The organism is Erwinia sp. Leaf53, assembly GCF_001422605.1.
Taxonomy (GTDB): Bacteria; Pseudomonadota; Gammaproteobacteria; order Enterobacterales; family Enterobacteriaceae; genus Erwinia.
The window spans coordinates 92,788-112,588 of record NZ_LMLK01000002.1 but is presented as its reverse complement, the minus strand read 5'-3'; the positions used below and the strand labels follow the sequence as shown (position 1 = coordinate 112,588).

Genomic DNA, 19,801 nt, shown 5'->3' with positions numbered 1-19,801 from the left:
GAACGGGGCTAACCTTGCCATAAGGTGTTATCAGGGCCGGCTGGGAGATGCTGATAATCAAGATGCTCCGGTTCCTCGTTCTGATTTATCAGTCGTGCGCAGGGATTTTACTATGGATTGTTCCTTTCCCCTGCGCACCTTAGGTTCAATAGAGCAGCATAGGGTTGGCTTTGTTGCCTGTCGCCCGCCATATCGGCTGCCGAACATCATGGGAAGACAGTATGCCAGAGCTCGTGGATCGACGCGTTATCAACACCTTACTCTCAGGTCACTTTGCTGACCCTTTTTCTCTACTGGGGATGCATCAGACTGAAAACGGTCTGGAGGTCCGTGCGCTGCTGCCGGATGCCAGTGAAGTGTGGGTGATCGAAACCCGCACCGGGCGTAAATGTGCTCAGCTTGAGTGCCTGGATGGACGCGGCTTTTTCAGTGCCGTGGTGCCGCGCCGTAAAAATCCCTTTCGTTATCAGCTGGCGGTTACCTGGCACGGCCAGCAGAATCTGATTGATGATGCCTACCGTTTCGGTCCGCTGCTGGCGGAAATGGACAGCTGGTTACTGGGCGAAGGTACCCATCTGCGGCCGTATGAAACCCTCGGCGCACACGCCGACGTGATCGACGGGGTGATCGGCACCCGTTTTGCCGTCTGGGCACCGAACGCGCAGCGCGTGTCGGTGGTCGGCGAGTTCAACTACTGGGATGGCCGCCGCCATCCGATGCGACTGCGCCGCGAACAGGGGATCTGGGAGCTGTTTGTGCCCGCCGCCCGTCAGGGCCAGCTGTATAAGTTTGAAATCATCGATATTCACGGCCAGCTGAAGCTGAAAGCGGACCCTTATGCCTTTGAGGCGCAGATGCGCCCGCAGACCGCCTCGATGATCTGTGGCCTGCCGGAAAAAACCACCCTGTCGCCGGAGCGGCAGCGCGCCAACGGCTTTGACGCGCCGATCTCAATCTATGAGGTGCACCTCGGCTCCTGGCGGCGTCATACCGATGATAATTTCTGGCTCAGCTACAAAGAGCTGACCGAACAGCTGGTGCCTTACGCCCGTGACATGGGCTTTACCCACCTTGAACTGCTGCCGATTAACGAGCATCCGTTTGACGGCAGCTGGGGATATCAGCCGCTGGGCCTCTACGCGCCGACCCGCCGCTTTGGTACCCGCGATGAATTCCGTGAATTTATCCGCTCAGCGCATAACGCCGGGCTGAACGTGCTGCTTGACTGGGTGCCGGGCCACTTCCCGTCGGACGACTTTGGTCTGGCGACGTTTGACGGCACCGCGCTGTATGAACACGGTAACCCGCAGGAGGGCTACCACCAGGACTGGAACACGCTGATCTATAACTACGGCCGCCGCGAGGTCAGCAACTTCCTCGCGGGCAACGCGCTGTACTGGATCGAGCGCTTCGGCATTGACGGTCTGCGCGTGGATGCGGTGGCGTCAATGATCTACCGCGACTACAGCCGCGCGGAGGGCGAGTGGGTGCCGAACTGGTACGGCGGGCGTGAGAATCTTGAAGCCATCTCCTTCCTGCGCTACACCAACCGCACGCTGGGGCAGGCCGCGCCGGGGTCAATCACCCTCGCCGAAGAGTCAACCGACTTCCCCGGCGTATCGCGACCGCAGGAGACCGGCGGGCTGGGGTTCTGGTTCAAATGGAACCTCGGCTGGATGCACGACACCCTCGACTACATGAAGCTCGACCCGATCTATCGCCGTCATCATCACCAGCTGATGACCTTTGGCATGCTCTACAACTACACCGAAAACTTCGTGCTGCCGCTGTCGCATGATGAGGTGGTGCACGGTAAGCGCTCGATCCTCGACCGCATGCCGGGGGACGCGTGGCAGAAGTTCGCTAACCTGCGCGCCTACTATGGCTGGATGTTTGGCTTCCCCGGCAAGAAGCTGCTGTTTATGGGCAATGAATTTGCTCAGGGGCGCGAGTGGAACCACGACAGCAGCCTCGACTGGCATCTGCTGGAGGGCGAGGATAACTGGCACAACGGCGTGCAGCGGCTGGTGCGCGACCTGAACCACACCTACCGGGCGCACCCGGCGCTGCACCAGCTCGACTTTGACCCGGCGGGCTTTGAGTGGCTGGTGGTGGATGACTTCGATAACTCGGTCTTTGTCTTTGTACGCCGCGACCGCGACGGCAATGAGCTGATCGTGGCCAGCAACTTTACGCCGGTACCGCGCTACGACTATCGCTTCGGCGTTAACGGCGCGGGCAGCTGGCGCGAGGTGCTGAACACCGATTCCGGCCACTACCACGGCAGCAACAACGGCAATCTGGGCAGCATTCACACCGACGAGATCGGCAGCCATCAGCGCAGCCACTCGCTCAGCCTGACGCTGCCGCCGCTCTCCACGCTGTGGCTGGTGCGGGAGGCCTGACGCCATGATGCCGATTCGTCCGGGAGATCCGCAGCCGCTGGGTGCCAGCTATAACGGCAGAGGCATCAACTTTACCCTGTTTTCTCAGCATGCTGAGCGCGTCGAGCTGTGCCTGTTTGATGAGCAGGGGATTGAGACGCGCGTGGATTTACCGGCACGAAGCGGCGATATCTGGCACGGTTTTATCCCGGCGCTGCGCCCCGGTCAGCGCTACGGATACCGCGTACACGGGCGCTGGGCACCGCAGCAGGGGCTGCGTTTTAACCCCGCTAAGCTGTTGCTGGACCCGGCCGCCCGCGCGGTGGAGGGGGAAGTCAGCGACGACCGACGCTTTTACAGCGGTGACGCGGCACCCGACCCGGCAGATACCGGCAGCATTGCGCCGAAAGGCGTGGTGCTGGCGGATGATTTTGACTGGGAAGATGACCAGCCGCCGCGGGTGCCCTGGGGCAGTACGGTGATTTTTGAAGCCCACGTGCGCGGCCTGACCCGGCTGCATCCGGACATCCCGGAGCCGCTGCGCGGCAGCTATGCGGCGCTGGGCCACCCGGTGATGATCGACTACTTCACCCGGCTGGGGATCACCACGCTGGAGCTGTTGCCGGTGGCCTGTTTTGCCAGCGAGCCGCGCCTGCTGCGCATGGGGCTGGATAATTACTGGGGCTACAACCCGCTGGCCTGCTCGGCTCTGCATCCCGGCTATGCCTCAGGGCCTGACGCCCGGCAGGAGTTTCAGCAGGCGGTGAAGGCGCTGCACGCGGCGGGGATCGAAGTGATCCTCGACGTGGTGTTTAACCATACCGCCGAGCTGGAACAGAGCGGGCCAACGCTTTCGCAGCGTGGCGTGGATAACGCCAGCTACTACTGGCTGGAGCCGGGTGGCGACAACAGCAACTGGACCGGGTGCGGCAATACGCTGAACCTCAGCCATCCGCAGGTGATGGCCTGGGCACTGGACTGCCTGCGCTACTGGGTGGAAGAGTGCCATATTGACGGCTTCCGCTTTGACCTGGGCACGGTGATGGGGCGCACGCCGGAGTATCGGCAGGATGCGCCGCTGTTTCAGGCGATCGCCGCCGATCCGCTGCTGTCACAGTGCAAGCTGATCGCCGAGCCCTGGGATATTGGCCCGGGGGGCTATCAGGTTGGTAACTTCCCGCCGCCGTTTGCCGAGTGGAACGACCATTTCCGTGATGCCGCGCGCCGTTACTGGCTGCACGGATCGCTGTCCAACGGCGAGTTCGCCCGCCGCTTTGCTGCCTCCAGCGATCTGTTCCAGCGTGACGGCCGTTTACCTTCCGCCAGCATCAATCTGGTCACTGCCCATGACGGTTTTACCCTGCGTGACCTGGTGAGCTTCAGTCGTAAGCATAATGAAGCAAACGGTGAGGACAACCGGGACGGCAGTGACAATAATTTCAGCCACAATCACGGTTTTGAAGGGCTGAATGCGCCATTACTGGTGGCAGAGCATCGCCGCCGCAGCGTGCATGCGCTGCTGACCACGCTGCTGCTGTCACAGGGAACGCCGATGCTGCTGGCCGGCGACGAGCGCGGCCACAGCCAGCACGGTAATAACAACGCCTACTGCCAGGATAACCCGCTGACCTGGTTTGACTGGCGCAGGCACGATAACGGTCTGTTTGCTTTTACCGCTGCGCTAATCCATCTGCGCCGCAGAATTCCGGCGCTGCAGCAGGACCGCTGGTGGCAACCCGGCGATGGCAATGTGGAGTGGCTGAACGACCAGGGGCAGCCGCTTGCGGATGAACAGTGGCAGCAGGGTGAACACCGCCTGCAGATCCGCCTTTCGCAACGCTGGCTGATAACGATCAATGCAACAGAATCGGTGTGTGACCAGGTACTGCCAGAAGGACGTTGGTATGCCATTCCTCCTTTTGCCGGGGAAGATAATCCCATCGTGTCAACGGTCTGGCATGGGGGCGCGCACGGCGTGTGTGTGTTCCATCATCAATCATAAAGGGAGTCAGACATGGTCAAATTAGAACGAAACGATCCGCTGATGCTGGCACGTCAACTGCCCACCCAGACGGTCGCGCTGATCCTTGCCGGGGGCCGCGGTACGCGGCTAAGAGATTTGACCGCCAAGCGCGCCAAGCCTGCCGTTCACTTTGGCGGCAAGTTCCGCATTATCGATTTCGCCCTCTCCAACTGCCTTAACTCCGGCATCCGGCGTATCGCGGTGATCACCCAGTACCAGTCGCATACCCTGGTGCAGCACATCCAACGCGGCTGGTCGTTCCTCAACGAAGAGATGAACGAGTTTGTCGATCTGCTGCCCGCGCAGCAGCGGCTCTCCACCGATCACTGGTATCGCGGCACCGCCGATGCGGTGACGCAGAACCTCGACATCATCCGCCGCTACCGCGCGAAGTACATCGTGATACTGGCCGGCGATCACATTTACAAGATGGACTATTCGCGGATGCTGATCGACCACGTCGAGAGCAACGCCCGCTGCACCATTGCCTGCCTGCCGGTGCCGCTGGCCGAGGCCAGCGCCTTCGGCATTATGAAGGTGGACGAAAATAGTCGGGTGGTGGAATTCCTTGAAAAACCAGCCGATCCGCCGGCGATGCCGGACGACAGCAGCAAAGCGCTGGCCAGTATGGGTATCTATATTTTCGATGCCGACTATCTTTACAGCATGCTGGAAGAGGATCAGGGTCTGCCGGAGTCCGACCACGATTTCGGTAAGGACCTGCTGCCTAAAATTGTGGCCAGCGGCGATGCCGTCGCCCATTCGTTCGGCGTTTCCTGCGTACAAAACGGCGAGGCGACCGAACCCTACTGGCGCGATGTGGGCACGCTGGAGGCGTACTGGAAAGCCAATCTTGACCTGGCGTCCGTCACGCCGGAACTGGATATGTATGACCAGGCCTGGCCGATCCGCACCTATGTAGAGCCGCTGCCGCCGGCGAAGTTTGTTCAGGACCGCTCCGGCAGCCACGGTATGACCATGAATTCGCTGGTGTCCGGGGGCTGTATTATCTCCGGATCGGTGGTAGTGAACTCGGTGCTGTTCTCCCGCGTTCGCATTAACTCCTTCTGCAATATCGAGTCGTCGGTATTACTGCCGGACGTGGTGGTAGGACGTTCCTGCCGCCTGCGCCGCTGTGTGATTGACCGCGCCTGCGTACTGCCTGAAGGGACGGTGATCGGTGAGAATCCGGATGATGATGCCCGGCGCTTCCACCGATCGGATGAGGGGATTGTTCTGGTCACAAGGACCATGCTGGCGAAGCTTGGCTGGGTCTAGCTGAGTGGGAGATGCGGCACTTCCGGGGAGGGATGCCGCTTCAGCACGTTAAAGGAGCCGCGAATGCAGGTGTTACATGTCTGTTCAGAAATTTTCCCGCTGCTGAAAACCGGTGGGCTTGCTGATGTTGTTGGGGCATTACCGGCGGCGCAAATTGCAGAAGGTGTGGACACCCGGGTGCTGTTGCCGGCGTTTCCTGATTTGAAAAAAGGTATTCCGGGTGCGGAAGTGGTGGCAAAACTGCAAACCTTCGCCGGCCCGGTTGAGCTGCTGTTCGGTCACTTTGACGGCGTGGGCATCTATCTGATTGATGCGCCGGGCCTGTACGATCGCCCCGGCAGTCCGTATCACGATGAGTCGCAGTTTGCTTACACCGATAACTATTTACGCTTTGCGCTGCTCGGCTGGATGGGCTGTGAAATGGCCTGCGGGCTGGATACCTGGTGGCGTCCTGACGTGGTGCATGCGCACGACTGGCACGCCGGCCTGACCTGTGCTTACCTGGCGGCGCGCGGCCGTCCGGCGAAGTCGGTGTTTACGGTGCATAACCTGGCCTATCAGGGGCTGTTCCACGCGCATCATCTGGAACAGATCCAGCTGCCGCAGTCGTTTTTCAATATGCACGGGCTGGAGTTCTTCGGTCAGATATCTTACCTCAAGGCCGGGCTGTTTTATGCCGATCATATTACGGCGGTCAGCCCGACTTACGCGCGGGAAATCACCCTGCCGGAGTTCGGTTATGGCATGGAAACGCTGCTGAAACAGCGCATGCTGGAAGGGCGGCTGAGCGGCATTCTCAACGGCGTTGATCCGGCGATCTGGGATCCTGAGCATGATTTGCTGCTGACGGCGCGCTACAACCGTGATGTTCTGGACGCCAAAACGGAAAACAAACGCCAGCTGCAGATTACCATGGGGTTGACCGTCGATGAGAAAGCGCCGATCTTTGCCGTAGTCAGTCGCTTAACCACCCAGAAGGGCCTGGATCTGGTGCTTGAGGCGTTGCCGGGGTTGCTGGAGCAGGGCGGCCAGCTGGTGCTGCTGGGGGCCGGCGATGCGGTATTGCAGCAGGGCTTCCTTGCCGCCGCGGCCGAATATCCGGGCCAGGTGGGCGTGCAGATCGGCTATCACGAAGCCTTCTCGCACCGCATTATGGGCGGGGCCGACGTGATTATGGTGCCTAGCCGCTTTGAGCCCTGCGGGCTGACCCAGCTTTACGGCCTGAAATACGGCACGCTGCCGCTGGTGCGGCGCACCGGCGGGCTGGCGGATACGGTGAACGACAGTTCTCTGGAGAATCTGGCAGACGGCATCGCCAGCGGCTTTGTTTTTGAAGACAGTAATGCCTGGTCATTACTGCGTGCAATTCGACGTGCTTTTGTCCTCTGGTCTCGTCCTTCGCTTTGGCGCTACGTGCAGCGCCAGGCAATGGGGATGGATTTTAGCTGGCAGGTAGCGGCTGTTGCCTACCGCGATCTCTATCAACGTTTGCTGTAACCAGACACTAGGAAACTGATATGAATGCACCTTTCTCCTACGCTTCCCCGACGGTCAGCGTTGATGCGCTGAAGCACTCCATCGCCTACAAGCTGATGTTTACCATCGGCAAAGACCCGTCGATCGCCAATAAACACGACTGGCTCAACGCGACGCTGCTGGCGGTACGTGACCGCATGGTGGAACGCTGGCTGCGCTCCAACCGTGCCCAGCTGTCGCAGGACGTGCGCCAGGTCTACTACCTGTCGATGGAGTTTCTGGTCGGGCGTACCCTGTCGAACGCGCTGCTGGCGATGGGCATTTATGACGATGCGCGTACGGCGCTGGAGGATATGGGCTTCGATCTGGAAGAGCTGATCGAGGAGGAGAGCGATCCGGGGCTGGGCAACGGCGGTTTAGGCCGTCTGGCGGCCTGTTTCCTCGACTCGCTGGCAACCTTAGGGCTGCCTGGCCGCGGCTACGGCATCCGCTACGACTACGGGATGTTTAAGCAGAACATTGTCGAAGGGCGGCAGGCGGAGTCACCCGATTACTGGCTGGAGTACGGTAATCCGTGGGAGTTTCAGCGTTTCAGCACCCGCTATAAAGTGCGTTTTGGCGGGCGGATCCAGCATGAGGGCAGCCGCGCGCGCTGGGTCGAGACCGAAGAGATCCTGGCAATGGCCTACGATCAGATCATTCCGGGCTTTGATACCGACGCCACCAACACGCTGCGGCTGTGGGGCGCGCAGGCCAGTAACGAGATCAACCTGGGTAAATTCAACCAGGGGGATTATTTCGCGGCGGTAGAAGACAAGAACCATTCGGAAAACGTCTCGCGCGTGCTCTACCCGGATGATTCCACCTACTCCGGCCGCGAGCTGCGTCTGCGTCAGGAGTATTTCCTCGTGTCGGCCACCGTGCAGGACATTCTGCACCGCCACTGGGTGATGCATGAGACCTTTGACAACCTGGCAGACAGGATTGCCATTCACCTGAACGATACTCACCCGGTGCTGGCGATCCCTGAGCTGATGCGCGTGCTGATCGATGACGCGAAGTTCGACTGGGAAGATGCTTTCGACGTGGCGTGCCAGGTGTTCTCGTACACCAACCATACGCTGATGCAGGAAGCGCTGGAGACCTGGCCGGTGGATATGATCGGCAAGATCCTGCCGCGCCATCTGCAGATCATTTTCGATATTAACGACCATTTCCTGAAGACCATTCAGGATCAGTACCCTAATGACTGGGAGCTGCTGTCGCGCATTTCAATCATCGACGAGAACAACGGTCGCCGGATCCGTATGGCCTGGCTGGCTGTGGTGGTCAGCCACAAGGTGAACGGCGTGTCTGAGCTGCACTCCAACCTGATGGTGCAGTCGCTGTTTGCGGATTTCGCGAAGCTGTTCCCTAACCGTTTCTGTAATAAAACCAACGGCGTAACGCCACGTCGCTGGCTGGCGCTGGCTAACCCGGCACTATCCGGCGTGCTGGATGAAGCGATTGGTCGCAACTGGCGTACCGACCTGAGTCAGCTGGACGATCTGAAGCAGCATATCGACTTCCCTAATTTTATTGAACAGGTGAGCGAGGCGAAGCTGGTTAATAAGAAACGGCTGGCGCAGTTTATCGCGCAGAAGATGGATATCGTGGTCGATCCGCACGCGATGTTTGACGTGCAGATTAAACGTATTCACGAGTACAAGCGCCAGCTGTTAAACGTGCTGCACGTGATTACCCGCTATAACCGCATTAAGGCCGATCCGCAGGCTGACTGGGTGCCGCGCGTCAATATTTTCGCTGGTAAGGCCGCCTCGGCGTATTACATGGCTAAGCACATCATCCATTTGATTAACGACGTGGCGGCGGTGATTAACAGCGATCCGCAGGTGAAGAATAAGCTCAAGGTAGTGTTTATTCCCAACTACGGCGTGAGTCTGGCGCAGATCATTATTCCGGCCGCCGATTTGTCCGAGCAGATCTCGCTGGCGGGGACGGAGGCGTCGGGCACCAGTAATATGAAGTTTGCGCTGAACGGTGCGCTGACCATTGGTACGCTGGACGGGGCCAACGTGGAGATGCTGGAACACGTGGGCGAGGAGAATATCTTTATCTTCGGTAATACCACGCCGCAGGTGGAGGCGTTGCGTGCTGAGGGCTATAACTCGCACCCGTATTACGAGCAGGATGCGGAGCTGCATCTGGCGCTGACGCAGATCGCCACCGGGGTGTTCAGTCCGCAAGAGCCGGGGCGTTACCGTAATATTTTCGATTCTCTGGTCAATCTGGGCGATCATTATCAGCTGCTGGCGGATTACCGCAGTTATGTGGACGAGCAGGATAAGGTGGATAAGCTGTACCGCAATCAGGAGGAGTGGACGCGCCGGGCGGTGCACAACATCGCCAATATGGGTTACTTCTCCTCTGACCGTACGATCCAGGAGTATGCGGACGAAATTTGGGGGATTAAGCCGGTTAAGCTTTGAGTCTGGCGCCGGTGCGCTGCAGGTTCAGTTGCCTGGCTTATCCGGATAGCCCCGGTTGCCTTTAAGCTGCTGAGTTGCTGTGGGCTGGTTGCTTGCATACTGGCAGCTGGTTCCTGCTTATTGCGTTGCTGTCGGGCCGGGTCGCTGCAGGTTCAGTTGCCTGGCTTATCGGGGCTATCCGGAACGCGGACACGCTGTGAACACGTCCGTGTGCGCTCGGCGTCGCGCATCCCTGCGCGCCGACGGTCCGCTTATCCGGATAGCCCCGATTGCCTGTAAGCAACTAAGTTGCTGTCAGTCATGTAATTTCGATGGCTACCTGACCTTGTTAGTGTATTGTTGCTGAAAGGCTTTTGGTATCCAGCAGGCTACTTTCATCCTCGAATCGTAGGCTGAGCATTTCAATCTTTTCAACCAGCACCAATAGCAGTACATCACGCATGATGGGCTGGGTGAGCTCAGTCATAGCGTAAGCCAATGCGCGGCACTGGTCGCAAAGTTCGGTGTTATCAAGGTTTGCTGTGTCTGATATGCCGTAATTCATTGGGCACCTCCCTGCGCAGGAAGGGAAAGAGAACTGGACTGATAGTGGGAGCGGAATAGCGGTTTCATTGCCATGATGGGAACCTCGTTAACTTAGCAATTATTCCACCACCGGAAACGCCACGTTCGCGGGTGGTGAGTTGAACAGAGTTGGCGTACCAGCAGTTAACATTACCGGCGCTTCCTAAGAAGCCTCCATTCAACCCACCATTGTCTGTATTACCGCAGTGCAATAATACATACGTAATGAGCCTGCGACAAAAAAGACGGCATTTTGCCTGTCGCTATTAACTGTTCAGGACGCCAATCCTGGTGCTGTTTTAAGCACCCCCTGACGCTACCCCTCGCTAACACAGAAGACAATCGCCTTTTTCACCTATGTTCAAACACTGGAAGCACGGTCGCAGGCAAATGAAAGAGGCAGTGCAAACAGGCCAAATAGCGGGGCGCATCATAGAGTTTTCAGCGACACGGCGGCCCGAGTTGGGCACCGATCTCGCAGCCACAAACACGCAGCGACGCGCTAGCCTGAGAGGGGCACGGTATGGGGACAGGTTAGCCGGGCGTATGCTGCATGGATGCAGCATCCGAGCCCCCAGGGAAGGGTTTACGGCGACCCGGCGATCTGCGCCATACCGGGCACCGCTGGCACCGATCTGGTCGCTACATCCACGCAGCAACGCGATAAGCCTAAGAGGGGCACCGCTGGCACCAATCTGGCCGCTACATCCACGCAGCGACGCGATAAGCCTGAGATGGAACATCAATCTGACAGCGACATCACGCCAGTGCCAAAAAAGCAAAAGGGGCCACTAAGGCCCCTTACATACAACTCAACCGATTATCACGATGCCAGCGACAGCGCCGGAGTGACGTGCTGCGCCAGCCATTCGGTGACGCGGGCTTTCTGCTCGTCGTTCAGCCACATGCCCTCTTTAGTACGACGCCAGATCGCATCGTCAGTGGCGCGAACCCACTCACTGGCGACCAGATAACGCAGCTCCGCCTCGTAGAAGTGGTGACCAAACAGCTCGCCGAGATCGTCCAGGCTCTTTGCATCCTTCAGCAGCAGCTCGCTGTTGCTGCCGTAGGTACGGGCATAGTGACGCGCCATCGCTTCGGTAATGAACGGATAACGACGACGCAGGCTGGCGGCGTAATCCTCGCGGGTGCCGGCAATATTACCGCCCGGCAGCACGCAGGTTTTAGTCCAGGCCGCACCGATGTTCGGATAGTACTTGCTCAGCTTCTCCATCGCGTGTTCGGCCAGCTTGCGATAGGTGGTCAGCTTGCCGCCAAACACCGACAGCAGCGGGGCCTGGCCGGCGTCGTCGTGCACGTCCAGCGTGTAGTCGCGGGTGATCGCCTGCGGTGAATCGGACTCATCATCACACAGCGGACGCACGCCGGAGTAGGTCCAGACGATATCGTCCTTCGCCAGCGTTTTCTTAAAGTGGCTGTTGTAAACCTTCAGCAGATAGTCGATCTCGTTGTCGTCGATCTTCACGCTCTTCGGATCGCCCTTGTACTCGACGTCGGTGGTGCCGATGATCGAGAACTCATCCATCCACGGAATAACAAACACGATGCGGTTATCTTCGTTCTGCAGGATATAGGCCTGTTTCTCGTTGTGCGCGCGCGGCACCACGATATGGCTGCCCTTGATCAGGCGAATACCGTACGGCGACTTCAGCTTCAGGTTCTCGTCGAACAGCTGCTTAACCCACGGGCCGGCGGCGTTGACCAGGCCGCGAGCCTGCCAGGTGTGGATCTTACCGGTATCAACTTCTTCCGCTTCCACCGTCCACAGGCCGTTTTCACGCCAGGCGCGGGTCACGCGGGTGCGGGTACGCACCTCGCCGCCGCGCTTTTCGATCTCCTGGGCGTTCAGCACCACCAGGCGCGCATCGTCCACCCAGCAGTCGGAATATTCGAAACCGCGCATGATTTCAGGTTTAAGCACTGATTCTGCGCCAAAACGCAGGCTCTTACTGCCCGGCAGACTGGTGCGTTTGCCCAGATGATCGTACATAAACAGGCCAACGCGGATCATCCACGCCGGGCGCAGGTGCGGGCGGTGCGGCAGGCGGAAGCGCATCGGGAAAGCAATGTGCGGCGCCATCTTCAGCAGTACTTCACGCTCGGCCAGCGCTTCGCTGACCAGGCGGAATTCGTAGTGTTCCAGATAGCGCAGGCCACCGTGGATCAGTTTGGAGCTGGCAGACGAGGTGGCGCAGGCCAGATCCTGGGCCTCCAGCATCAGCACCGACAGCCCACGTCCTGCCGCGTCGGCTGCAATGCCTGCACCATTAATACCGCCGCCGATGACGATCAGGTCTTTGATTTCCACGTTGTCTCCTCCGGTGTTCGGAATTGCTCAGTAATGTTCGTTTTCGAGCATTATACTCAGCGAAAACCAACATTGCCACCGCGTTAACCAGATAAAAACATTTATGCGTGATGCAGGTAACATATTTGCTAAGAGAAAAACCCGATAACCACTCCATTTATCGGGTTATTGTTCCCCGCAGCCAGGATACAATAAGCGCTATTTGACGTTATTTTTTGGCTTTTATGAGACCCCACCATGGAACAATTTGAGTGCATCGACGTGCAGCAGGCGCAACAGCAGCTGGCCGCTGGCAACGTACACCTGGTCGATATCCGCGATCCGCAAAGCTTTGCCGCCGGCCACGCCAGCGGGGCGTTTCATCTCACCAACGACTCGCTGCCGCAGTTTATTGCCCAGGCCGATCTCAGCCAGCCGGTGCTGGTGATGTGCTATCACGGCAACAGCAGCAAAGGTGCGGCGCAGTACCTGCTGAACCAGGGGTTTGCCGAGGCTTACAGCATTGACGGCGGCTTTGATGCCTGGCGCGCGGTGTTCCCGCAACAGGTTGAATCGGCTTAGGGCCACAGCTATGACAGCGTGCAGCCACACCGGCTGCTCTGGTTTGACCTGACAGGGAGCCCGCCCACCATGCGCATCACCCATTTTACCCACCTGCGCCTGGCGCAGGCCTTTGTTGACTATATGGCCACGCGGGGTATCACCCTGCGCATAGAGCACGACGGCGACTATCAGCTGTGGCTTGACGATGAGTCGCAGGTTGGCGTCGTCGAAAACGAACTTAACCAGTTCATCCGCGATCCCAACCACCCGCGCTATCAGGCGGCCAGCTGGCAAAGCGGCACCACCGACAGCGGTATCCGCTATCAGCACACGCCGTTACTGGCCGGGATGCGCGAACGCGCCGGGCCGCTGACGCTGGGGGTGGCCGCGGCCTGCGTGCTGGTGTTTATCCTGATGCAACTGTTCGGCGACGCCACGGTGATGGATCTGCTGTCGTGGCCGCAGCCGGACCAGTGGCTGGAGCTGTGGCGCTGGTTCAGCCACGCGCTGCTGCACTTCTCGCTGCTGCATATTTTGTTCAACCTGCTGTGGTGGTGGTATCTTGGCGGCATGGTTGAGAAGCGCCTCGGCAGCGGCAAGCTGTTCGTCATTATGCTGATTTCGGCGCTGCTCAGCGGCTGGATGCAGGCGAAATTCAGCGGCGTGCTGTTTGGCGGCCTCTCCGGCGTGGTTTATGCGCTGATGGGCTACACCTGGCTCAGAGGCGAGCGGGAACCGCAGAGCGGCGTGTTCCTGCAGCGCGGGATGATGGCGTTTGCGGTGCTGTGGCTGCTGGTGGGCTGGTTCGGCTGGTTTGGCCTGTCGATTGCCAATGCGGCACACGCCACCGGGCTGCTGGTCGGCGTGGCGATGGCCTTTGTGGATACCCGGCACGGTTCACAGAAAAAAAGATAACAGGGCGGCCTGGGCCGCAAGGAGTGAGTGTGAAGCAGACGCAACGCCATGATGCGATTATCGATCTGGTCCGCCATCAGGGATATGTCAGTACCGAGGAGCTGGTAGAGCATTTTGCCGTCAGCCCGCAGACCATTCGCCGCGACTTAAACGACCTGGCGGAGCAGAACAAGATCCAGCGCCACCACGGTGGCGCGGCGCTGCCCTCCAGCTCGGAAAATACCGCCTGGCAGGATCGTAAAATGATGTGGTCGGCGGAGAAGGCGCGTATCGCCGAGCGGGTAGCCAGTCAGATCCCGGACGGCGCCTCGCTGTTTATCGACATCGGCACCACGCCGGAAGCGGTGGCGCACGCGCTGATGAATCACAGCAACCTGCGCATCGTCACCAACAACCTTAACGTGGCGGTGCTGCTGATGGCGAAACCGGACTTCCGCCTGATCCTGGCGGGCGGCGAGGTGCGCACCCGCGACGGCGGCATTATGGGCGAAGCCACGCTCGACTATATCTCCCAGTTCCGCCTCGATTACGGCATTCTTGGCATCAGCGGCATCGACTACGACGGTTCGCTGCTCGACTTCGACTACCACGAAGTGCGCACCAAAAAGGCGATCATCGAGAACTCGCGCTGCGTAATGCTGGTAGCCGACCACTCCAAGTTTGGCCGTAACGCGATGGTGAACCTCGGCAATATGAGTCTGATCGACTATCTGTTTACCGACCAGACGCCGCCGGAAGGGGTAATGAAAACCATCGAGAAGTACGAGGTGCATCTCGAACTCTGCTGAGCCGCCACCGTCTGTTTGCCTGGCAGACTTAATCTGCCAGACAAATATTGCTTTATCCGTCCCGCGGCGCACCTGCCTGACCTGCCTGACCTGCCTGACCTGCCTGACCTGCCTGACCTGCCTGACCTGCCTGACCTGCCTGACCTGCCTGACCTGCCTGACCTGTCTCACCCGTTCCCGCCCTGCATAAAAATCCTGAGCGTCTGACATCGTCCTGCACCCCACGCATGCTATGTTGGTTAACGACCTGTTTTGGTTTTTTTCTGCTCAAGGCATCACACGGTGAGCTTTTTCAGCTGTTGCCGTCTTAACTGTAAGTGTTCCGTTTTGTCCGCTTTGGCCTGCAACCATTTTGAGAGGGAAACGATGTCGCAACAGAAATTCAGCAAGACCCGCTTTGAAGCGGCGCTTACCCGCCAGTTTCAGCATCTGGGGTGCGCGTCCGCCGGGGAGATGACCCGCCATCAGTGGTGGCAGGCGGTCAGCGGCGCGCTGGCCGAACTGCTGGCCGCGCTGCCGGCGGTCAGCCCGGCGAAGGTGCAGCGGCACGTTAACTATATCTCAATGGAATTTCTGGTCGGCCGCCTGACCGGCAACAACCTGCTGAACCTCGGCTGGTATGACGGTGTACGCGAGGCGCTGGCGGCGCACCATCTGGATCTCAGCGAGCTGCTGGAAGAGGAGATTGACCCGGCGCTGGGCAACGGTGGTCTGGGCCGCCTGGCGGCCTGCTACCTGGATTCGATGGCCACCGTCGGCCAGCCCGCCACCGGCTACGGTCTCAACTACCAGTACGGCCTGTTTCGCCAGTCGTTTGCCGACGGTCAGCAGGTGGAAGCGCCGGATGACTGGCAGCGCGATCGCTACCCGTGGTTTCGCCACAACGCCGCGCTGGACGTAGAGGTCGCGCTGGGCGGCAAGGTGGTGAAAACCGACGGCGGCTGGCGCTGGCAGCCGGCCTTTACCCTGCGTGGCGAAGCCTGGGACCTGCCGGTTACCGGTTACCGCAACGGCGTGGTGCAGCCGCTGCGACTGTGGCAGGCCAGCCACGCGCATCCCTTTGACCTCACTCGCTTTAACGACGGTAAATTCCTCAAGGCCGAACGGCAGGGGATTGATGCCGCAAAGCTGACTAAGGTGCTCTACCCGAACGATAACCACCAGGAGGGCAAGCGCCTGCGGCTGATGCAGCAGTATTTCCAGTGCGCCTGCTCGGTGGCCGATATCCTGCGCCGCCACCATCTGGCCGGGCGCAGCATTCACCAGCTGGCAGAGTACGAGGTGATCCAGCTCAACGATACCCACCCGACCATCGCCATTCCGGAGCTGCTGCGGCTGCTGATCGATCGGCACCAGCTGGCGTGGGATGAGGCCTGGGCGATCGTCAGCAACACCTTCGCCTACACCAACCACACGCTGATGCCGGAAGCGCTGGAACGCTGGGATGAACGGCTGGTGCGCAGCCTGCTGCCGCGCCACTTCCAGCTGATTAAAGAGATCAACCGCCGCTTTAAGAAACAGGTGCAGCAGCAGTGGCCGGGCGATGACAGGGTGTGGGCGAAGCTGGCGGTGCTGCACGATAAGCAGGTGCGGATGGCCAACCTGTGCGTGGTCAGCGGTTTTGCCGTCAACGGCGTGGCGGCGCTGCACTCGCGGCTGGTGGTCAGCGATCTGTTCCCGGAGTATCACCAGCTGTGGCCGGAGAAGTTCCATAACGTCACCAACGGCATTACCCCGCGCCGCTGGCTGAAGCAGTGCAACCCGGCGCTGTCGCGCCTGATCGACGAGACGCTGCAGGTGGAGTGGGTCAATAATCTCGATGCGCTGAAGGGGCTGGAGGCGCACGCGGATGACCCGGTGTTCCGCGAACGCTACCGGCAGATCAAGCAGGACAACAAGCGGCGGCTGGCGGAGTACATTCTGCAGCGTACCGGCATCGTGGTGAACCCGCAGGCGCTGTTTGACGTGCAGATCAAGCGGCTGCACGAGTACAAGCGTCAGCACCTTGGCCTGCTGCATATCCTGTCGCTGTATAAGCGGCTGCGCGATAATCCGGATCTCGACGTGGTGCCGCGCGTCTGCGTGTTCGGTGCCAAGGCCGCGCCGGGTTACTACCTGGCGAAAAATATTATCTTTGCCATCAACAAGGTGGCGGAGAAGATTAACAACGATCCGCTGGTGGGCGACAAGCTGAAGGTGGTGTTTATCCCCGACTACCGCATCAGCGCCGCCGAGCTGATTATCCCGGCCGCCGACCTGTCGGAGCAGATCTCCACCGCCGGCTATGAGGCCTCCGGCACCGGCAATATGAAGCTGGCGCTGAACGGTGCGCTGACCATCGGCACGCTGGACGGGGCCAGCGTTGAGATCGCCGAACAGGTGGGCGATGACAATATCTTTATCTTTGGCAACCGGGTGGAGGAGGTAAAGGCGCTGAAGGCCGGCGGTTATACCCCGCAGAAGCTGCGCAAAAAAGATAAGCATCTGGACGGGTTGCTGAAGGAGCTGGAGAAAGGCTTCTTCAGCAACGGTGATAAGCACGCCTTTGATCTGATGCTGCACAGCCTGGGCAAGGGTGGCGATCCGTGGCTGGTGCTGGCGGACTTTGCCAGCTACTGCGCGGCGCAGCAGCAGGTCGAGGCGCTGTATCGCGATGCGGAGGCGTGGACGCGGGCGGCAATCCTTAATACCGCGCGCACCGGGCTATTCAGCTCTGACCGATCGGTGCGCGATTACCAGCAGCGCATCTGGCAGGCAAAACGCTAAGGAGCAGCAATGGACGCGAAAAAATTGCAGAAAGCGGCGCTGGCGGCGGGTATCGCGCCAACGTTTACCAACGCCCGCGGTAAGCCGCAGGAGGTCAGCGTGGAAACGCTTCACACGCTGCTGGCGGCGATGGCCGTGCCGGTGCGCAGCCGTGCGCCGCTGCCGCCCTGTAAGGTGTTACTCAGGCGGCGCAGCCAGCAGCTGCAGATCGGCGGCAAGGGTGACTGGCTGTGGCAGCTGCAGACCGAAAAGGGTAAAACCTTTCGCGGCAAGGTCAGCGGCGGTGAGGTGCTGGACCTGCCGCAAAACTTGCCCACCGGCTATCACCAGCTGCTGCTCAGCCAGGACAAAAAACAGCATTCGTGCCGGCTGATTATTGCACCGAAGCGCTGTTACGAACCGGCGGCGCTTAAGCAGGGCCAGAAGTTGTGGGGAGCCTGCGTGCAGCTCTATACGCTGCGCTCCGAACAGAACTGGGGCATTGGCGATTTCAGCGATCTGCAGCTGCTGCTGGCCGGGATGGCGCAGCACGGCGGTGCCTTTGTCGGCCTTAACCCGATTCACTCGCTCTATCCGGCCCAGCCGGAGAACGCCAGCCCGTACAGCCCGTCGTCCCGCCGCTGGCTGAACGTGCTGTATATTGATGTGGCGGCAGTAGAGGATTTTAAGAGCAGTCCGCGCGCGCAGCGCTGGTGGCAGCAGAAAAACACGCAGCAGGCGCTGAGCAAAGCCCGTGAAAGCGACCAGGTGGATTATGCGCGCGTCACCGCGCTGAAAATTCAGGGGTTGCGCCACGCCTGGCCGCAGTTTGGGCTGCGCGGCGCGGAAGATGCTCAGCGTGCGGATTTTGAGCGGTTTATTGCCGACGGCGGCGACAGCCTGCAGGCTCAGGCCGCCTACGATGCGCTGCAGGCGGAGATGGCAAAGCAGCACGCGGCTGGCTGGGGCTGGCAGGGATGGCCTGCGGAGTATCAGCAGGCCGACAGCGAGGCGGTGCAGCAGTTTTGCCGCGGGCAGCAGGATGAAGTGCGCTTCTGGCTGTGGCTGCAGTGGCTGGCGCAGCGTCAGTTAGACGCCTGCTGGCAGCGTTGTACGGAGCTGCAGTTGCCGATCGGGTTGTACCGCGACCTGGCAGTAGGCGTGGCGGAAGGGGGATCGGAGACCTGGTGCGATCGTGAACTCTACCGGCTGCAGGCGTCGATCGGCGCACCGCCCGATCCGCTCGGGCCGCAGGGGCAGAACTGGGGCCTGCCGCCGATGGATCCGCAGGTGCTGGCGGCGCGGGCGTATCAGCCGTTTATCGATCTGCTGCGCGCCAGTATGGCCAGCTGCGGCGCGCTGCGCATCGATCACGTGATGTCGCTGCTGCGGCTGTGGTGGATCCCCCACGGTGAAACGGCAGCATCCGGGGCTTACGTGCACTACCCGGTGGACGATCTGATGGCGATCCTCGCACTGGAGAGCGAGCGCCATCAGTGCATGGTGATCGGCGAAGATCTTGGTACCGTGCCGCCGGAGATCGTCGGCAAGCTGAAGCGCTTTGGCATTTACTCGTGGAAGGTGCTGTGGTTTGAACAGCAGGACGGCCAGCGTTACCGTGCCCCGGGCGACTGGGCAGAGCAGGCAATGGCCACCCTGACCACCCACGATCTGCCGACCCTGAGCGGCTTCTGGAGCGCAGGTGACCTGGCGCTGGGCGAAAAGCTTGGTATCTACCCGGACAAAGCGGTGCTCAGCGAGCTGTACGCCGATCGCGCGGTGAAGAAACAGGCGCTGCTGGATGCACTGCACCAGTACGGCTGTGTGCCGCAGCGCTTCGTTAAGCGGGCCGATAAGCTGGAGGTCAGCGCCGCCCTCAGTCAGGGGCTGCACGCGTTTGTCGCCAACACCCGCAGCCTGCTGCTGGGCCTGCAGCCGGAGGACTGGCTGCTGATGGCCGAACCGGTCAACGTGCCCGGCACCAGCAACGAATATCCTAACTGGCGTCGTAAGATGAGCCACACGCTTGAGGAGACTTTCGCCGATGCGGAAGTCAGGCGGCTGTTGAAAAAGGTGGATAAGCAGCGGCGACAATCTGAATCCTGAACGCCCGGTGCAGATACCGGCATTCCCGCCACGGGGAGGTGTGAACCTGTCAGGGGACAGGATCCTGTCGCCTTGACCTGAGGCGGGGTGAGGCAGGTGGCAGACCCGCGGGCTGAGCGATCGGCCCGCGTATCGGGTGAGTGCCTGCGCCAGCCGGCGTG

Annotated in this window: 12 protein-coding genes; 10 read left to right on the top strand and 2 right to left on the bottom strand. The window is 60.2% G+C overall.

The genetic code is table 11. The features are described 5' to 3' along the window. Window positions 1–221 precede the first annotated feature (221 nt). From glgB to glgP, 5 genes are all read left to right on the top strand, one after another. Window positions 222–2,405: a 1,4-alpha-glucan branching enzyme gene (glgB, locus tag ASF13_RS03335; RefSeq protein ID WP_056232589.1), complete on the top strand. Its 2,184-nt coding sequence runs from the start codon at window positions 222–224 to the stop codon at window positions 2,403–2,405. Between the two features lie 4 nt (window positions 2,406–2,409). Further along, window positions 2,410–4,386, top strand: a complete 1,977-nt coding sequence (glgX, locus tag ASF13_RS24165) for a glycogen debranching protein GlgX (RefSeq protein WP_056232587.1) — start codon at window positions 2,410–2,412, stop codon at window positions 4,384–4,386. Window positions 4,387–4,398: 12 nt separating this feature from the next. Beyond that, a complete protein-coding gene (gene glgC / locus ASF13_RS24160; RefSeq protein ID WP_056232585.1) occupies window positions 4,399–5,685 on the top strand; it encodes a glucose-1-phosphate adenylyltransferase in 1,287 nt (428 codons plus the stop codon). Window positions 5,686–5,748: 63 nt separating this feature from the next. Continuing rightward, entirely contained in the window at window positions 5,749–7,182 is a 1,434-nt protein-coding gene (glgA, locus tag ASF13_RS03320; RefSeq protein WP_056232584.1) for a glycogen synthase GlgA, read from the top strand. Window positions 7,183–7,202: 20 nt separating this feature from the next. After that, complete coding sequence (glgP, locus tag ASF13_RS03315) at window positions 7,203–9,650, top strand: glycogen phosphorylase (protein WP_056232582.1); 2,448 nt, start codon at window positions 7,203–7,205, stop codon at window positions 9,648–9,650. Window positions 9,651–9,978: 328 nt separating this feature from the next. Here the strand turns inward: glgP and ASF13_RS03310 are convergent, their stop codons facing one another. Then, window positions 9,979–10,194 (bottom strand): hypothetical protein, encoded by a 216-nt coding sequence (locus ASF13_RS03310; RefSeq protein WP_056232579.1) that lies wholly within the window; start codon window positions 10,192–10,194, stop codon window positions 9,979–9,981. A gap of 843 nt (window positions 10,195–11,037) precedes the next feature. Further along, the gene (glpD, locus tag ASF13_RS03305; protein ID WP_056232577.1) at window positions 11,038–12,543 is read right to left on the bottom strand and encodes a glycerol-3-phosphate dehydrogenase; all 1,506 of its coding nucleotides are present in this window, start codon (window positions 12,541–12,543) and stop codon (window positions 11,038–11,040) included. A 237-nt stretch (window positions 12,544–12,780) separates the two neighbouring features. Here glpD and glpE point away from each other — a divergent pair, with 237 nt between their 5' ends. The 5 genes from glpE to malQ all read left to right on the top strand — a co-directional run bounded on the left by glpE (window position 12,781) and on the right by malQ (window position 19,640). After that, window positions 12,781–13,104, top strand: coding sequence for a thiosulfate sulfurtransferase GlpE (gene glpE / locus ASF13_RS03300; RefSeq protein ID WP_056232576.1), 324 nt, complete (start codon window positions 12,781–12,783; stop codon window positions 13,102–13,104). Window positions 13,105–13,173: 69 nt separating this feature from the next. Next, the gene (gene glpG, locus ASF13_RS03295) at window positions 13,174–14,001 is read left to right on the top strand and encodes a rhomboid family intramembrane serine protease GlpG (protein ID WP_056232574.1); all 828 of its coding nucleotides are present in this window, start codon (window positions 13,174–13,176) and stop codon (window positions 13,999–14,001) included. Between the two features lie 29 nt (window positions 14,002–14,030). Further along, window positions 14,031–14,789: a DeoR/GlpR family transcriptional regulator gene (locus tag ASF13_RS03290; protein ID WP_056232572.1), complete on the top strand. Its 759-nt coding sequence runs from the start codon at window positions 14,031–14,033 to the stop codon at window positions 14,787–14,789. 366 nt (window positions 14,790–15,155) lie between these two features. Then, window positions 15,156–17,555, top strand: coding sequence for a maltodextrin phosphorylase (gene malP / locus ASF13_RS03285; RefSeq protein WP_056232570.1), 2,400 nt, complete (start codon window positions 15,156–15,158; stop codon window positions 17,553–17,555). A 9-nt stretch (window positions 17,556–17,564) separates the two neighbouring features. Next, on the top strand, window positions 17,565–19,640 hold the full coding sequence (malQ, locus tag ASF13_RS03280; RefSeq protein ID WP_056232569.1) for a 4-alpha-glucanotransferase: 2,076 nt from the start codon (window positions 17,565–17,567) through the stop codon (window positions 19,638–19,640). The last annotated feature ends 161 nt before the right edge of the window (window positions 19,641–19,801 follow it).

Coding starts and splice junctions, on each gene's coding strand:
- glgB (WP_056232589.1), top strand. CDS start 222: ATGCCAGAGCTCGTGGATCGACGCGTTATCAACACCTTACTCTCAGGT.
- glgX (WP_056232587.1), top strand. CDS start 2,410: ATGATGCCGATTCGTCCGGGAGATCCGCAGCCGCTGGGTGCCAGCTAT.
- glgC (WP_056232585.1), top strand. CDS start 4,399: ATGGTCAAATTAGAACGAAACGATCCGCTGATGCTGGCACGTCAACTG.
- glgA (WP_056232584.1), top strand. CDS start 5,749: ATGCAGGTGTTACATGTCTGTTCAGAAATTTTCCCGCTGCTGAAAACC.
- glgP (WP_056232582.1), top strand. CDS start 7,203: ATGAATGCACCTTTCTCCTACGCTTCCCCGACGGTCAGCGTTGATGCG.
- ASF13_RS03310 (WP_056232579.1), bottom strand. CDS start 10,194: ATGAATTACGGCATATCAGACACAGCAAACCTTGATAACACCGAACTT.
- glpE (WP_056232576.1), top strand. CDS start 12,781: ATGGAACAATTTGAGTGCATCGACGTGCAGCAGGCGCAACAGCAGCTG.
- glpG (WP_056232574.1), top strand. CDS start 13,174: ATGCGCATCACCCATTTTACCCACCTGCGCCTGGCGCAGGCCTTTGTT.
- malP (WP_056232570.1), top strand. CDS start 15,156: ATGTCGCAACAGAAATTCAGCAAGACCCGCTTTGAAGCGGCGCTTACC.
- malQ (WP_056232569.1), top strand. CDS start 17,565: ATGGACGCGAAAAAATTGCAGAAAGCGGCGCTGGCGGCGGGTATCGCG.